Below are 12981 nucleotides of genomic sequence, written 5' to 3'. Positions count from 1 at the left end.
GCGGCGGCGCGTCCGTCCGACGGCGGGTCCGCGCGGCGGACGGCCTCGATCAGGCGCGGCCCTGCAGGATCAGGTTCCAGTACACCCACGGCAGCACGTAGCGGTCGGCGAGGAACGTGATGCGGCGCTCCTTCGCGAGGCCCTTCCAGCCCGGGATCGTGGGCTTCGGGCGGTAGCGGTCGTCGAACTCGGCGAACACCACGGTCGAGCGCGAGACCACGAACGGGCACACCGAGTAGCCGTTGTAGGTCTGCGGCAGCGGCTTGCCCTTCCGGGCGGCGACGAGGTTCTTCGCGACCGTCGTGGTCTGCTGGCGGAGGGCGCCGCCGGACTTCGAGTTGGTGGTGGCGGCCGCGTCGCCGAGCGCCCACACGTCGGGGAAGCGCGGGTGGCGGAGGGTCAGCGGATCCACCTCGACGAAGCCGCCCGCGTCACCGGGCGCCGCGAGGCCCGTGCCGGCGAGCCAATCCGGCGCGGACTGCGGCGGCACCGCGTGCAGCACGTCGTAGGGGAGGGTCTCGCGATCCGCGTCGTCGAGGCCCTGCTGCGCGGCGTGGTCGGGGCCGAGGAGCGCGCGGGACCGGTCGACGCCGGCGATCTCGACGGTGCGGGCGGCGGGATCCACGCCCACGAGCTCGCGGCCGTACCGCACCTCGATGCCGTACTCGGCGACCTTGCGCTCGAGCTCGGCGTCGACGAGCGGCATGCCGAACATGGTGGGCGTCGGCACGACCAGCACCACGCGGATGTCGTCGAGCACGCCGATCGCGCGCCAGTGGTCGCACGCGAGGTACATGGGCTTCTGCGACGCGCCCGAGCAGGTGCCGGGGCCGTCGGGCTGGGTGAAGACGACCGTGCCGGAGCGCACGTCCCGCAGCACCTGCGAGGCCTTCGCCGCGTAGTGGTGCTCGTAGTTCGAGATGCCGACGGGCGAGGCCATGGCGTCGGCGAGGCCGGGCACGGAATCCCAGTCCTTCTGGATGCCGGGGCACACGATGAGCTGGCCGTAGGAGACGCGGCGGCCGGACTCGAGCGCGACCGTCTTCGCGACCGGGTCGATGCCGGCGACGCGGTCCTGGATCCACGTGACGCCCTTCGGCGTGACGGACCCCTGCGGCCGGGTGGCCTGCGACGCCCGGGCGGTGCCGCCCGCCACGTGCGAGAACATCGGCTGGTAGTAGTGCGTGTCGCGCGGCTCGATCACCGCGACGTCGTCGACGCCGTACCGCCGGAGCCGGCCCGCGACCGAGAGCCCGGCGTTCCCCCCGCCGATGACGAGGACGTCGTGATGCGGGGTCGTGCCGGGGGCAGCGGTCATGGGCTCACCCTAGGCCGGGGCGCGACAGCGTGACCGGGGGGCGGGAGACCGGCGCCTCCCGCCCTGGCCGGAAAGCGCACGCCGGATGCCGCCCGGTGGCCGCGCAGCGAAGCCCGGCCGCTCCCGCCTGGAGGAACGCTGGACGTCCGGGACGAGCCAGGTGCGCCGGCCGTCTCCTTGACGTGCCGGGCATCCAGCCGGCACCGCGAGCCCGCATCCGGGATCGCGCCGATGAGCATCAGGAGCACCACATGACCGACGTCACCCCCGCCACCGCATCCAGCCGCGCCGCCGCCAAGCACACGCCCGCCGACTCCACCTCGGGCAAGAACACGATCGCCGACGGCGTCGTCGAGAAGGTCGCTGGCATCGCGGCCCGCCAGGTTCCCGGCGTGCACGACCTCGGCAACGGCGCGGCCCGTGCCGTCGGCGCGATCCGCAACGTCATCGGCCAGCAGGACCGCGGCCAGGGCATCTCCGTCGAGGTCGGCGAGAAGCAGGTCGCCGCGGACATCGTCGTCGTCGCCGAGTACCCCGTCGCGCTGCAGGACCTCGCCGACCGGATCCGCGAGTCCGTCACGGACGCGATCTCGCAGGTCGTCGGCATGGACGTCACCGAGGTCAACGTCACCGTCTCCGACGTGCACATCCCCTCGGACGACAAGGACGACGACGACTCGAAGAGCCGCGTCCAGTAGCACCTCCCCCGCGGACGGGACCGGGCACGACCCGGTCCCGTCGCCGCGCGCGGGGCTGCACGCCCCGCGCATCCGCACCACCACCGCACCACCCGCAGCACCCAGAGGACACGAGCCGATGAGCAGGTCGACCACCACCGCGAAGGCACCCCGCGACACCCCGGCCCAGGGCCGCGGGCAGAAGGCGGCCTCCGCCGGCGACCGCCCGTCCACCGCCGCGCGCTGGGGCGCCGAGGCCTTCGGGACCTTCCTCCTCGTCTTCGGGGGCGTCGGCACCGCGCTCTACGCATCGGCGTTCCCGGACGACGGCAACGCCACGGGCGTCGGATTCCTGGGCGTCGCGCTCGCGTTCGGCCTCACGGTCATGGCGGGCGTCGCCGCCGTCGGCGGGGTCTCCGGCGGCCACTTCAACCCGGCCGTCAGCGTCGGCCTCGCGTTCGCCGGCCGCATCGGCTGGCGCGAGGTGCCCGGCTACGTGGTCGCGCAGCTCGTCGGCGGGATCCTCGGATCCAGCGCCCTCGCGCTCATCGCCGCCGACGGCCCCGCCGGCTACCTCGCATCCGCGCAGGACGCGGGCTTCGCGTCGAACGGCTACGGCGACGCCTCGCCCGGCGGCTTCGGCCTCGCGGCCGCGCTCCTCATCGAGGTGATCCTCACCGCGGTCTTCGTGACCGTGATCCTCGCCGTCACCGGCCAGAAGGCGTACGCGGCCGTCGCGCCCATCGTCATCGGGCTGACGCTCACCCTGATCCACCTCATCAGCATCCCGGTCAGCAACACCTCCGTGAACCCGGCCCGCTCCATCGCGGCCGCGGTCTACGGCGGGCCCGTCGCGCTCGGCCAGGTGTGGGCGTTCATCGTCGCGCCGCTGGTCGGCGCCGCGATCGCCGGGTTCGCGCACCGCGCGCTGACCCGCGCCGCCTCCGTCCCCGCCTGATCCGCTCGCGCGGCCAGCCGCCGCGCCGACGCACACATCCGCATCCGCACCACCGAAGGAGCACCGCCGTGAACGACGCCGCACCTGCCATCCGTCCCATCGACCTGACCGGCATCGACCCCGCGCACCCGGAGGGGGAGACGGCCGCGCACCGCATCGGCGTCGCGGCGGCCGAGACCGCCGCGGGCGTCACGGGCGTGCACCACCTCGGCGGCACGACCGCGCGGGCGCTCGACGCGGCGTCGCGAGCGATCCGCGGCACGAGCACCGGCCCCGGCGTCACGGTCTCCGAGGAGGCCGGCGGCACCGTGATCGACATCGACCTCGTGGTCGAGTACCCGACGCCCGTGCAGGACGTCGTCGACGAGACCCGCGAGCAGGTGGCCCGAGCCGCCCGCCAGATCGCGCCCGGCGCGGTTCGCGTCAACATCCGCGTGACCGACGTGCACGGCCCGTTCGACGACGAGCAGTCGCCCGCGGGCGCCGCGCTCGCCGACTCCGCGAAGGCGGACATCGAGGAGACCCGCGACGCGGCCGAGGAGCGCCACGACGACGCCGCCGACTTCGACACCTACGCGGCGCCGCATGGATCCGCGCCGGAGGTCACCGTGATCGTCGACGGGCACGGCGATGGCGCCACGCGCGTCGAGGTCGACGGCCCCGCGACGGTCGAGGTGCAGGGCGACCGCGTGGAGGTCGACGGGTCGGCCACGACCCGCACCGACGACGAGGGCACCGACCGCTCCTAGCCGTCAGCGGGCCGGGCCGAGGGAGATCCCCGGTCCGGCCGGGCGGGGCGGGCGTCAGTCGAAGCGCGCGCCGCCGGGCCGCGACCGGCCCGCGGTCATGATCACGTACACGATCTGCCCGAGGACCGGGATGAAGTTGATGAACGTCCACGTGCCGCTGCGGTCGACGTCGTGCAGCCGACGCCACGAGACCGCGAATGACGGGATGAAGACCGCCAGCTGGAGCACGGCGAGGACGGCGCCCCACGGGTCCGTGATCATCACCGCGTCGAACGGACCGAGCGGATCGCGGTCGGCGTTCAGGTCGCTCAGGGTCTGGAGCGCGGACGTGGCGACGAACGCCGTGAGCGCCCACCACCAGAACTCGCTCCGGCTCGCGCGCCCGCGGAACGTCGAGTACTTGAGGAAGAACCTCCGCATCGCCTCGCTCCACGACGCGCCGTACAGCGGCAGCTCGAGGGGCGTGCGGGATCCGGGCGGCGTCGCATCGGTCATGCGCCGACCGTAGCGGCGCCCGGCCGCATCCGCAGGGGGAGCGGACGCGGCCGGGCCGTCGGGGGCGCGAGGGTGTCGCGCGGGCGGGTCATCCCTTCAGCGCGTCCTCCAGCTTCACGCGGGATCCGGTGCGGAGCAGCGAGTTGCTGTAGATGCGGGATCCGAGGGCCACCACCACGGCGGTCGTCGCGATGAGCACGGCGAGCGACACGAGCGGCTCCCACCACTGGGCCTCGCCGAGGAACAGGCGCATCGGCATCCCGACCGGGGCCGAGAACGGGATGTACGACATGACCGTCATCACCACGGGGTTGTCGTTGAAGAAGATGACCGCGAAGTACGGGATCATCACGAGGTACGTGACCGGGGCCGTGACGGCGCCGACGTCCTCCTGGCGGGAGACGAGCGAGGCCGCCGTCGCGAAGAGCGACGCGAGCAGCACGAACCCGAACAGGAAGAACACGACGAACCAGATCACCGCGGGGCCGACGATCGCGAGCAGCGCGGTCTGCTCGGTCACGAGGAGGCCGACGCCGGACATCAGGGCGATGAGCGCGATCTGCGTGAACGCGAGGATGCTGTTGCCGAGCACCTTGCCGGCGAGCAGCGCCCGCACGGGGATGGTCGACATGAGCAGCTCGACCACCCGCGTCTGCTTCTCCTCGACCACGCTCTGGGCGATGATCTGCCCGAACGTCAGCGCGGAGATGAAGAACACCACGCCGAACGCGAGCGCCACGATGTAGGCGATGGCGGGGTTCGTGGTCGGCTCGTCCAGGAGCTCGACGCGCGGGGTGTCGGTGAGGGCGCTGACGACGCCGTCGGGCGCGGAGCTGTCGCCGATCACGAGCACGGCGCCGTCGGAGTCGGCCTGGGTGTCGGGGACGACCGCCGCCTCCACGTCGCCGTCGCGCACCATCGCCTGCGCGTCCTCGATGCTGTCGGCGGGCACGCTTTCGAGCGACGCGGCGCCCGAGACGGCCTGCTGGGCGGAGCCGACCACGGCCACGCGCGTGGGATCGCCGTTGCCGGGGCCGCCGTTCGCGGTGAGGAAGCCGCTGACGACGATGGAGACGAGGATCCCGACGAGCAGGATCCCGGTGCTGATGAGGAACGACTTGCTGCGCAGGCGCATGCGCACCTCGCGGCCCGTCACGAGCATCGTGGACTGGGCGAACGTCGGGGCGGTGCCCCGTCGGGTGGCGGTGGTGGTGCTCACTGGACGACCTCCTGGAAGATCTCGCTGAGGGTGGGGCGGCGGCGGGTGAAGCCCGCGACGGATCCGCGGGAGACGGCCTCGGCGAGCACGCGCTGGCGCGCCTCCTCGTCGGCCTCGAAGAGCACGTAGCCGCCGTCGAACTCGACGACCTCGACGCCGGGCACGTCGCGCACCCAGCCGCCGTCGCCCGCGATCTGCAGCTCCGTGAGTGGGCGGCTGTGCTGGTCGCGCAGCTGCTCGCGGTCGCCCGACGCGCGGATCCTGCCCTCGGCGATGACGACCACGTCGTCGCAGAGGCGCTCCACGATGTCGAGCTGGTGCGAGGAGAAGAGCACGGGCACGCCCTGCGCGGCCCGCTCGGTGAGGACGCCGAGGACGGTCTCGACCGCGATCGGGTCGAGGCCCGAGAACGGCTCGTCGAGCACGAGCACCTCGGGGTCGTGCACGAGGCTCGCGGCGATCTGCGCCCGCTGCTGGTTGCCGAGCGACAGCGACTCGATGGGGTCGTTGCGGCGCTCGCCGAGGCTGAGGCGCTCGAGCAGTCGCTCGGTGCTCGCGGTCGCGTCGGCGGCGCTCATGCCGTGCAGGCGGCCGAGGTAGACGATCTGCTCCTGCAGCTTCATCTTCGGGTAGAGGCCGCGCTCCTCGGGCATGTAGCCGAAGGTGCGGCGGCTCGAGGTGCCGAGGTCGCGCCCGTTCAGCGAGACGGTGCCGGAGTCGGCGCTGAGTACGCCGAGCATGATCCGCATGGTGGTGGTCTTGCCGGCGCCGTTGCCGCCGACGAAGCCGGTCAGCCTCCCCGGCCGCACGGCGAAGGACACGTCGTCGAGGACGCGACGGTCCCCGAACGATCGCGTGACGTTCTGGACTTCGAGCACGAATGGCCTCCTCGGTGGGCATGGGTGATCCGTGCTGCTCACGCTAGGTGCGTGGGCGCGCGGGGGCGTCCGCCGTGCGGGGGAACCGGGTGGGGGAACCCCGAGGGGGACGGGAGGGGCGGGGGCGCGTCGGCCCCTCATCTGGGGCGCCGCCGTGGGTGGCTCCGCGGGATCGCCGCTCCTAGGGTCGGATCATGCGCATCTCCACCGTCGTCCAGGCTGTCGCCGACGGGGCCGGTGCCGCGGGGTTCGTGCTGTTCGCGCTGATCCTCACCGACATCGGCACCGCGCCCCTCGCCCTGAGCGGGCTCGCGCTGGTGACGCTGTCGCTCGTCGTGCGGGTGGCCGCGCTCATCCAGGTGCGCCGTGGCCTCGACCGCGTGGCCATGCGCCGCGGGGCGTGGCGCTGGTGGATACACGCGCTCTGGCTCGTGCAGGCCGTCGCCTTCGTCGCGGGCCTGGTGCTCGCGCACTCGTCGGTGGGCCCCGTGGCCGCCGCCGTGCTCGCCGGCGTCGTGGTGGCGGCCGCGTCGGCTGTGCTCGCCGGGGGAGCCGCGCGCCGGTCCGGCCGCCCGGCCGGCTTCGTCGACTCCGCCGCGATCACCGCCTACGCGTAGGCGCTCGCTGCCGGACCCGTGACGCCCGGCCGCACCGCGAACAGCATCCCCGCGCGCGGATGCCGGGCGGAATCCTCGGATGAGTAGCCCTCCTGCGACGTGGTGATCACGAGGATGTCGCGGTCGGGCCCGACGAAGGCGCAGCTGGACACCTGGGGCGCGTCGACCCGCACGGACCCGACGTGCTCGCCCGCGGGGGGGGGGGGGGTAGCGGCGCACCTCGCTCCCGCCCCAGAGCGCGACCCACAGGAACCCCTCGTCGTCGACGCACATGCCGTCGGGGTGGCCGTCGGCGGGGTCGATCTCGACGACCACCTCGGGATCCGCCAGCCCGCCCTCGTCGGTGACCCGGAAGCGGCGCACCTGCTGGGTGGGGGTGTCGATGTAGAGCATCTCGGTGCCGTCGGCCGAGAACGCGGTGCCGTTGGAGATGGTGACGCCCTCGAGCACGGTCGTCGCGCGGCCGCGGTCGAGGAGGTAGAGCGCGCCCGCGCCGGGGGTCTTGTCGAAGGCCATGGATCCCGCCCAGAGCCGGCCGCGCGGATCCACCTCGCCGTCGTTCATGCGGCGGCGGACGCCGTCGGCCGGGAGCACGGCGGCCATCGGGCTCAGCGCGCCGTCGCCCGTGAGGCGGACGAAGCCGTCGCGCGCAGCGAGCACGTGGCCGCCATCCGCGTGCCGCACGACCGCGCCGACGGGGCCGCCCACGTGGATCTCGGTGACGGGCCCGACCGCGAGGGTGACCGGATCCAGCGCGGCCTCGCGCACGATGCCGACGTACTGGTCGGCCCAGAGGAGCGTGCCGCGGGACTCGTCCCAGAGCGGCGCCTCGGCGTGCTCGGAGCGGACGGTGTCGAGCGGGACGGCGTCCCACGTGGTGACGCTCATCGGGGATCCGCCGAGGCCGCGCCGTCCCGCGGCCCGCGCTCCGGCGCGCCCGCGCCCTCGTACGCGCGCTGCGGCATCTGCGTCGCGAGCTTGCCGCCGCTCACGTCGACGAGCGTGCCCGTGATGTATCCGGCGCGGTCGCTCGCGAGGAACAGGAGGAGGTCGGCCACGTCGTCGGGCCGCTCCCACCGGCGGATGCTGAGCGTGTCGAGCAGGCGGTCCTGCGCGGGCTCCGGCATCTCGGCGAAGCCGTTCATGGTCGTCGGGATCATGCCGGGCGCGTACGCGTTGACGGTGATGCCCCACGGCCCGAGCTCGCTCGCGAGCACGCGCGTGAACTGCACGACGGCGGCGTTCGACGCCCCGTAGGCAGCCGCGCCGACGCTCGGGATGACCGCCGCGAACGACGCCGCGTTGATGATCCGCCCGCCTCCCGCGGCCTTCATGGCCGGGATGACGGCCTGCGAGAGCAGGAACACGCCGCCCACGTTGACGTCGAACGCGGCCTGGAAGCGCGCGGGCTCGAGCGTCTCGACAGACCCCTCGACGTTGATCCCGGCGTTGTTCACGAGCACGTCGACCCGGCCGGCCTCCGCGACCACCTGCGCGACCGCCGCCTGCACGGAGGCCGGGTCGGTGACGTCGGCGACGATCGCGGTGATGCCCTCCGGCAGCGGGTCGCGGAAGCGGAGGTCGAGCCCGAAGACCCGACACCCCTCGGCCAGGAAGCGCTCGGCGATCGCGCGGCCGATGCCCTGCGAGGCACCGGACACGACGACGACCCTGTCGCGGAGGTCGATGAGCATGCGTGTTCCCCACAGTCCTAATAACGTTTCCCTCAACGTAGGGGAGACCGCCATGTCCGGAGCTCGGACGCACGACCAGCACGACGACCACGACCTCCACGAGCCTGGGGAGGGAGCGGCGGGCCAGCGCACCCTGTGGGTGAGCGGCGCGGGATCCGGCGTCGGTCGCGCGACCGCCGTCGCGGCGGCCCGCGACGGCTGGCGCCTCGTGCTCTCGGGCCGACGCCGGCAGGCGCTCGAGGAGACGCGCGCGCTCGTCGAGGAGGCCGGATCCACCGCGGTCGTCGCGCCGCTCGACGTGACCGACGACGCCGCGCTCGCCGCCGTCGTGGCGGGCCTCGACCGGCTCGACGGCGTCGTGGTCGCGGCCGGCCTCAACGCCCCGCGCCGCTCCTGGGCCGACCAGGACCTCGCCGACTTCGACCGCATCCTCGCGACCAACCTCACCGGCCCGGCGCACCAGGTGGCCGCCGCCCTCCCGCTGCTGCGGGCGTCCGGCGGCACGGTCGTGCTCGTCTCCTCGTACGCCGCGTGGACCCATTCGCCGGGCGCGGGCGTCGCCTACAGCGCGTCGAAGACGGCGCTCGGGACTCTCGTGCGCGACCTCAACGCGCAGGAGGCGGGCGCCGGGATCCGCGCCACGCACCTCTGCCCGGGCACCATCGACAGCGACTTCCTCGCGCTCCGGCCGACCGTGCCCGACGCGGCCGAGCGCGCCGCGATGCTCACCCCCGACGACGTGGCCCGCGCCGCGATGTTCGTGCTCGCGTCGCCGCCGCACGTGCGGATCGACGAGCTCGTGCTGTCCCCGATGTCGCAGCGCGGCGGGTTCTGATCTCGCCGCTTCCCCAGACGATCGTCTTACGAAGGCGTTGAGTGGTCTCCGGCGCGACGAGGCGCCGACCGGGAGGCAGCACCATGACCACCGACCAGCGCACCCGACCCGACGGGGCAGCCGTCCGACGCGGGCTCCTCACCTTCATGGCGGCACCGCCGCCCGCACCCCGGCTCGACGACGCGACCGTCGCCCGCCCCTACCCGCGCCTCCGCTGCAGGTCTTCCTCGGCATCTTCCTCGGCATCTTCATCGGCTACGCGGCCTCCTACCTCATCCGCAACAACGTGCCGCTGGTGGCGACGATCCTCCGCGACGAGAACGGCTTCAGCGCCCTCGGCCTCGGGATCCTCACCAACGGCGTGCTCCTCGCCTACGGGTTCAGCAAGTTCCTCAGCGCGATCGTCAGCGACCGCAGCAGCGCGCGCTGGTTCCTGCCCATCGGCCTGCTGCTGTCCGCGTTCGCCAATCTCGTGGTCGCGTTCGTGCCGGCCGTCGGCGCGTCCGTGGCGCTGTTCGCCGTGGTCATGATCGTCAACGGCTTCTTCCAGGGGATGGGCTGGCCGCCGTCCGGCCGCACGCTCGTGCACTGGTTCTCCACCTCGGAGCGCGGCGGGAAGACGGCCATCTGGAACGTCGCCCACAACGTCGGCGGCGCCGGCGCGGGCGGTCTCGCGGGTCTCGCCATCGCGACCTTCGGCACCTGGCAGAGCGCGTTCTGGTTCCCGGCGATCGTCTGCATCGTCATCGCGCTGATCGCCTTCGCGCTCCTCCGCGACACCCCCGAGTCCGAGGGCCTGCCGCCCATCGAGGAGCACCGGTACGACCCGGCGCCCGTCGAGACCGACGCCGCCGACGAGGGCGCGTCGACGTGGTCGACCATCCGCCGCTACGTCATCGGCAACCGCACCATGGTGAACCTCGCGCTCGCCAACGTGTTCGTCTACACGCTCCCGGCGAGGGCATCGCCGTGGCCGTCGCGATCTACTGGCTCTCGCCCGCGGACGGCCCGCTCTGGGTGTCGCTCGCGGCGCTCGTGCTCATCGGCGGCCTGATCTACGGCCCGGTCATGCTGATCGGCCTGCAGGCGCTCGACCTCAGCCCCCGCGAGGTCGCGGGCACCGCGGCCGGCTTCACGGGCCTCTTCGGCTACGTGCTCGGCGCGACGCTCGCCTCGACCGGCATCGGCGCCTCGGTGCACGCGTTCGGCTGGGACGTGACCTTCGTGCTCATCCTCGTGTGCGTCGCTCTCGCGATCGTGCTGCTCGCCATCGTGGGCAGGGACGAGTCGGCGCTGCGCCGTCGTCGCGAGGAGCGCGGGGACGTCGCGGCCCGGGGCTCGCGGCGAGGGCGACCGGATCAGCTCGCGCCCGGCACCACGATGCCGCGCTCGTACGCGAAGACGACGGCCTGCACGCGGTCGCGCACGCCGAGCTTCAGCAGCAGGCGCGAGACGTGCGTCTTCACGGTCGCCTCGCCGAGGTAGAGGCGCTCCGCGATCTCCGCGTTGGCGAGGCCCTCGGCGAGGAGGCGCAGCACCTCGAGCTCGCGGTCGGTGAGCGTCTGCACGCGCGGATCCGTGGGGATCGTGGGCGTCGTGGCGGGGGCGGTCTCCTCACCGGGGGCTTCGGATCCGCGGCCGAAGCGCTCGATGACGCGGCGCGTGACGTCGGGGGAGAGCAGCGCGTCGCCCCGCGCGATCACGTGCACGGCCTCCACGAGCGACTCGGGCGACGCGCTCTTGAGCACGAACCCGCTCGCGCCCGCGTCGAGCGCGGTGAAGAGGTAGTCCTCGCGGTCGAACGTGGTGAGCATGAGGACGCCGGCCCGGATCGACGGGTCGGCGACGATGCGGCGCGTGGCCTCCAGGCCGTCGACGCGCGGCATCTGCACGTCCATGCAGATCACGTCGGGTGCGAGCGCGGCGGCGAGGCGCACGCCCTCCTCGCCGTCCGCGGCCTCGCCGACCACCTCGATGCCGTCCTCGCTCTCGAGGATCACGCGGATGCCGGCGCGCACGAGCGCCTGGTCGTCGACGAGCAGGACGCGGATGGAGGCGCGCGCGGCGGTGGCGGCGGGATCGGTCGGGTCGGCGCTCATGCGCGGGTCTCCTCGGGGATCGACACGTCGAGCGGCACGGGCATCGGCACGGGCGGCACGACCGGCGTCGGCCCGGTCGGCACCGACGCGCGCACGAGGTAGCCGCCGCGGGCCTTCGGGCCGATCTCGATGGATCCGCCGACCGCCGCCACGCGCTCCCGCATGCCGCGCTGGCCGAGGCCGCCCGGCCCGCCGCGCACCTGCGCCGGGGCCGCGGACGCCGCCGCGCCCGCGGGCCCGCCGTCGCTCACCTCCACCTCGACGCGTTCCGCGAGGTACCGGAGACGGAGGTCGACCCGGGTCCCCGCGCCCGCGTGCTTCCGCACGTTCGTGAGCGACTCCTGCGCGACCCGGTAGACGATGAGGTCGACCGTGGGGGTGAGCGGTCGCGGCGTGCCGATGACGTCGTAGGCGACCGTGAGGCCCGCGCCGCACGCGTCCGCCACGAGCTCGTGCAGCTGGTCGACGCCGCGCGTGGACGCGGTGCGGGTCGGGTCGGCGCCCGCGCCGTCGTCGGAGCCCCGGTCGTCCTCCTCCTGCCGGAGCGCGACGAGCATCCGGTGCAGCTCCTCGATGGCGCTCCGCGCGTTGTCCTCCACGATGCCGAGCGACGCCGCCGCCTTCTCCGCGTCGCGCGCCAGGACCCGCCTGGCCGCCCCTGCGTGCACGCCCATCACCGACACGTGGTGCGCGACGACGTCGTGCAGCTCCCGCGCGATGCGCACCCGCTCGAGCGTCACCGCCTGCTCCGCGACGCGCTCGCGCTCCGTCGCCAGCTCGGCCGTGCGCGTCTCGAGCGCGCAGCGGTCGCGGGCCGACGCCCACGCGCGGTCGCCGAAGTACCAGGCGCCGCCGAAGTAGAGGAGGTTGGTGATGATCGTGACGAGGCCGGACGCGACCGGCGCGGGGATCCAGGCGTCGTCCGGGGCGTTCTCGAAGATGGAGGCGTTGAGCGAGTAGAACCCCGAGGCCTGCAGCAGCGCGCTGAACAGCCACGCGAACATGCCGACGACGATGACGCCGCGCACGATGTGGGCGCGCACCCTGTTCCGCCCCCACGCGCCGAGCGAGTACATGGCGATGAACATGGCGATGTTGGAGAACAGCACCTCCGGCACGAACTGGTACGCGCCGATGATGAACACCGCGGCGATCACGAGCGTCACGGCCTCGGGCTGCAGGCGGCGGAACGCCAGCGGGAGCGTCACGAGCAGGATCCAGGCGGCGATCACCCAGACCGCGGGCCGCGTCGGGTACATGCCGAGCGCGTAGTACTGCATGACGCTGAAGGTGGTGAGCACGAGCATCACGAGCGCGAGGATCACGTCGAAGCGGAGCCCGGCGCGGTCGGGCCGCGGCCGCACCCAGAACCGGTCGACGCTGTCGGGTGCGGATGCGGCGCTCATCCGGCCACGCTATCGACCGGCCGCGGGCGCCCGCAT

At 73.7% G+C, this 12981-nt stretch carries 14 protein-coding genes and 1 pseudogene; 6 read left to right on the top strand and 9 right to left on the bottom strand.

The genetic code is table 11. From position 1 onward, the window contains the following. Positions 1 to 49: 49 nt before the first annotated feature. Positions 50 to 1318 carry an NAD(P)/FAD-dependent oxidoreductase gene (locus tag B5P21_RS15025; RefSeq protein ID WP_045526432.1) on the bottom strand — a complete coding sequence of 423 codons (1269 nt, stop codon included), beginning with the start codon at positions 1316 to 1318 and terminating at the stop codon, positions 50 to 52. Positions 1319 to 1569: 251 nt separating this feature from the next. Here B5P21_RS15025 and B5P21_RS15020 point away from each other — a divergent pair, with 251 nt between their 5' ends. The 3 genes from B5P21_RS15020 (at position 1570) to B5P21_RS15010 (ending at position 3702) form a co-directional block, all read left to right on the top strand. Beyond that, positions 1570 to 2016: an Asp23/Gls24 family envelope stress response protein gene (locus B5P21_RS15020; RefSeq protein WP_045526433.1), complete on the top strand. Its 447-nt coding sequence runs from the start codon at positions 1570 to 1572 to the stop codon at positions 2014 to 2016. Between the two features lie 118 nt (positions 2017 to 2134). Further along, complete coding sequence (gene aqpZ / locus B5P21_RS15015; protein WP_080939258.1) at positions 2135 to 2953, top strand: aquaporin Z; 819 nt, start codon at positions 2135 to 2137, stop codon at positions 2951 to 2953. Between the two features lie 68 nt (positions 2954 to 3021). Then, entirely contained in the window at positions 3022 to 3702 is a 681-nt protein-coding gene (locus B5P21_RS15010) for an Asp23/Gls24 family envelope stress response protein (RefSeq protein WP_094171339.1), read from the top strand. Positions 3703 to 3756: 54 nt separating this feature from the next. Here B5P21_RS15010 and B5P21_RS15005 read toward each other — a convergent pair whose 3' ends face one another. The 3 genes from B5P21_RS15005 to B5P21_RS14995 form a co-directional block, all read right to left on the bottom strand. Beyond that, a complete protein-coding gene (locus B5P21_RS15005) occupies positions 3757 to 4197 on the bottom strand; it encodes a DUF805 domain-containing protein (protein ID WP_045526435.1) in 441 nt (146 codons plus the stop codon). Positions 4198 to 4285: 88 nt separating this feature from the next. After that, positions 4286 to 5416 carry an ABC transporter permease gene (locus tag B5P21_RS15000; protein WP_045526436.1) on the bottom strand — a complete coding sequence of 377 codons (1131 nt, stop codon included), beginning with the start codon at positions 5414 to 5416 and terminating at the stop codon, positions 4286 to 4288. Continuing rightward, complete coding sequence (locus B5P21_RS14995; protein WP_045526437.1) at positions 5413 to 6294, bottom strand: ABC transporter ATP-binding protein; 882 nt, start codon at positions 6292 to 6294, stop codon at positions 5413 to 5415. Before B5P21_RS14995 ends, B5P21_RS15000 begins: the two co-directional genes overlap by 4 nt. A gap of 194 nt (positions 6295 to 6488) precedes the next feature. Here B5P21_RS14995 and B5P21_RS14990 point away from each other — a divergent pair, with 194 nt between their 5' ends. Then, on the top strand, positions 6489 to 6911 hold the full coding sequence (locus B5P21_RS14990; protein WP_045526438.1) for a hypothetical protein: 423 nt from the start codon (positions 6489 to 6491) through the stop codon (positions 6909 to 6911). Here B5P21_RS14990 and B5P21_RS17395 read toward each other — a convergent pair. From B5P21_RS17395 to B5P21_RS14980, 3 genes and pseudogenes are all read right to left on the bottom strand, one after another. Beyond that, positions 6902 to 7084: a hypothetical protein gene (locus B5P21_RS17395; protein ID WP_246865308.1), complete on the bottom strand. Its 183-nt coding sequence runs from the start codon at positions 7082 to 7084 to the stop codon at positions 6902 to 6904. The two genes, B5P21_RS14990 and B5P21_RS17395, sit on opposite strands and share 10 nt — an antisense overlap. A gap of 85 nt (positions 7085 to 7169) precedes the next feature. Next, positions 7170 to 7799: pseudogene (locus B5P21_RS14985) on the bottom strand (SMP-30/gluconolactonase/LRE family protein); the annotation flags it as partial. Next, positions 7796 to 8605: an SDR family NAD(P)-dependent oxidoreductase gene (locus B5P21_RS14980; protein WP_094171338.1), complete on the bottom strand. Its 810-nt coding sequence runs from the start codon at positions 8603 to 8605 to the stop codon at positions 7796 to 7798. The gene B5P21_RS14980 and the pseudogene B5P21_RS14985, both read right to left, overlap by 4 nt. A 52-nt stretch (positions 8606 to 8657) precedes the next feature. Here B5P21_RS14980 and B5P21_RS14975 point away from each other — a divergent pair, with 52 nt between their 5' ends. Both B5P21_RS14975 and B5P21_RS14970 read left to right on the top strand, forming a co-directional pair. Then, positions 8658 to 9440: an SDR family oxidoreductase gene (locus B5P21_RS14975; protein WP_045526444.1), complete on the top strand. Its 783-nt coding sequence runs from the start codon at positions 8658 to 8660 to the stop codon at positions 9438 to 9440. A gap of 37 nt (positions 9441 to 9477) precedes the next feature. Further along, on the top strand, positions 9478 to 10494 hold the full coding sequence (locus B5P21_RS14970) for an MFS transporter (protein ID WP_236688763.1): 1017 nt from the start codon (positions 9478 to 9480) through the stop codon (positions 10492 to 10494). A gap of 304 nt (positions 10495 to 10798) precedes the next feature. On the opposite strand, the gene B5P21_RS14965 is transcribed toward B5P21_RS14970, so the two are convergent. Continuing rightward, positions 10799 to 11539: a response regulator gene (locus B5P21_RS14965; protein ID WP_045526446.1), complete on the bottom strand. Its 741-nt coding sequence runs from the start codon at positions 11537 to 11539 to the stop codon at positions 10799 to 10801. Then, positions 11536 to 12945, bottom strand: coding sequence for a sensor histidine kinase (locus tag B5P21_RS14960; protein WP_045526447.1), 1410 nt, complete (start codon positions 12943 to 12945; stop codon positions 11536 to 11538). Before B5P21_RS14960 ends, B5P21_RS14965 begins: the two co-directional genes overlap by 4 nt. Positions 12946 to 12981 lie beyond the last annotated feature (36 nt).

This window comes from Clavibacter michiganensis subsp. insidiosus, from assembly GCF_002240565.1.
In the GTDB taxonomy this organism is placed as follows: domain Bacteria; phylum Actinomycetota; class Actinomycetes; order Actinomycetales; family Microbacteriaceae; genus Clavibacter; species Clavibacter insidiosus.
Note: the sequence above shows the minus strand (reverse complement) of the source record. Positions and strands in the feature narration are given on the sequence as shown.

Excerpts from the sequence above, each read along its gene's own strand:
- B5P21_RS15025 (WP_045526432.1), bottom strand. The coding sequence starts at position 1,318 with ATGACCGCTGCCCCCGGCACGACCCCGCATCACGACGTCCTCGTCATC.
- B5P21_RS15020 (WP_045526433.1), top strand. The coding sequence starts at position 1,570 with ATGACCGACGTCACCCCCGCCACCGCATCCAGCCGCGCCGCCGCCAAG.
- aqpZ (WP_080939258.1), top strand. The coding sequence starts at position 2,135 with ATGAGCAGGTCGACCACCACCGCGAAGGCACCCCGCGACACCCCGGCC.
- B5P21_RS15005 (WP_045526435.1), bottom strand. The coding sequence starts at position 4,197 with ATGACCGATGCGACGCCGCCCGGATCCCGCACGCCCCTCGAGCTGCCG.
- B5P21_RS14990 (WP_045526438.1), top strand. The coding sequence starts at position 6,489 with ATGCGCATCTCCACCGTCGTCCAGGCTGTCGCCGACGGGGCCGGTGCC.
- B5P21_RS14980 (WP_094171338.1), bottom strand. The coding sequence starts at position 8,605 with ATGCTCATCGACCTCCGCGACAGGGTCGTCGTCGTGTCCGGTGCCTCG.
- B5P21_RS14975 (WP_045526444.1), top strand. The coding sequence starts at position 8,658 with ATGTCCGGAGCTCGGACGCACGACCAGCACGACGACCACGACCTCCAC.
- B5P21_RS14965 (WP_045526446.1), bottom strand. The coding sequence starts at position 11,539 with ATGAGCGCCGACCCGACCGATCCCGCCGCCACCGCCGCGCGCGCCTCC.
- B5P21_RS14960 (WP_045526447.1), bottom strand. The coding sequence starts at position 12,945 with ATGAGCGCCGCATCCGCACCCGACAGCGTCGACCGGTTCTGGGTGCGG.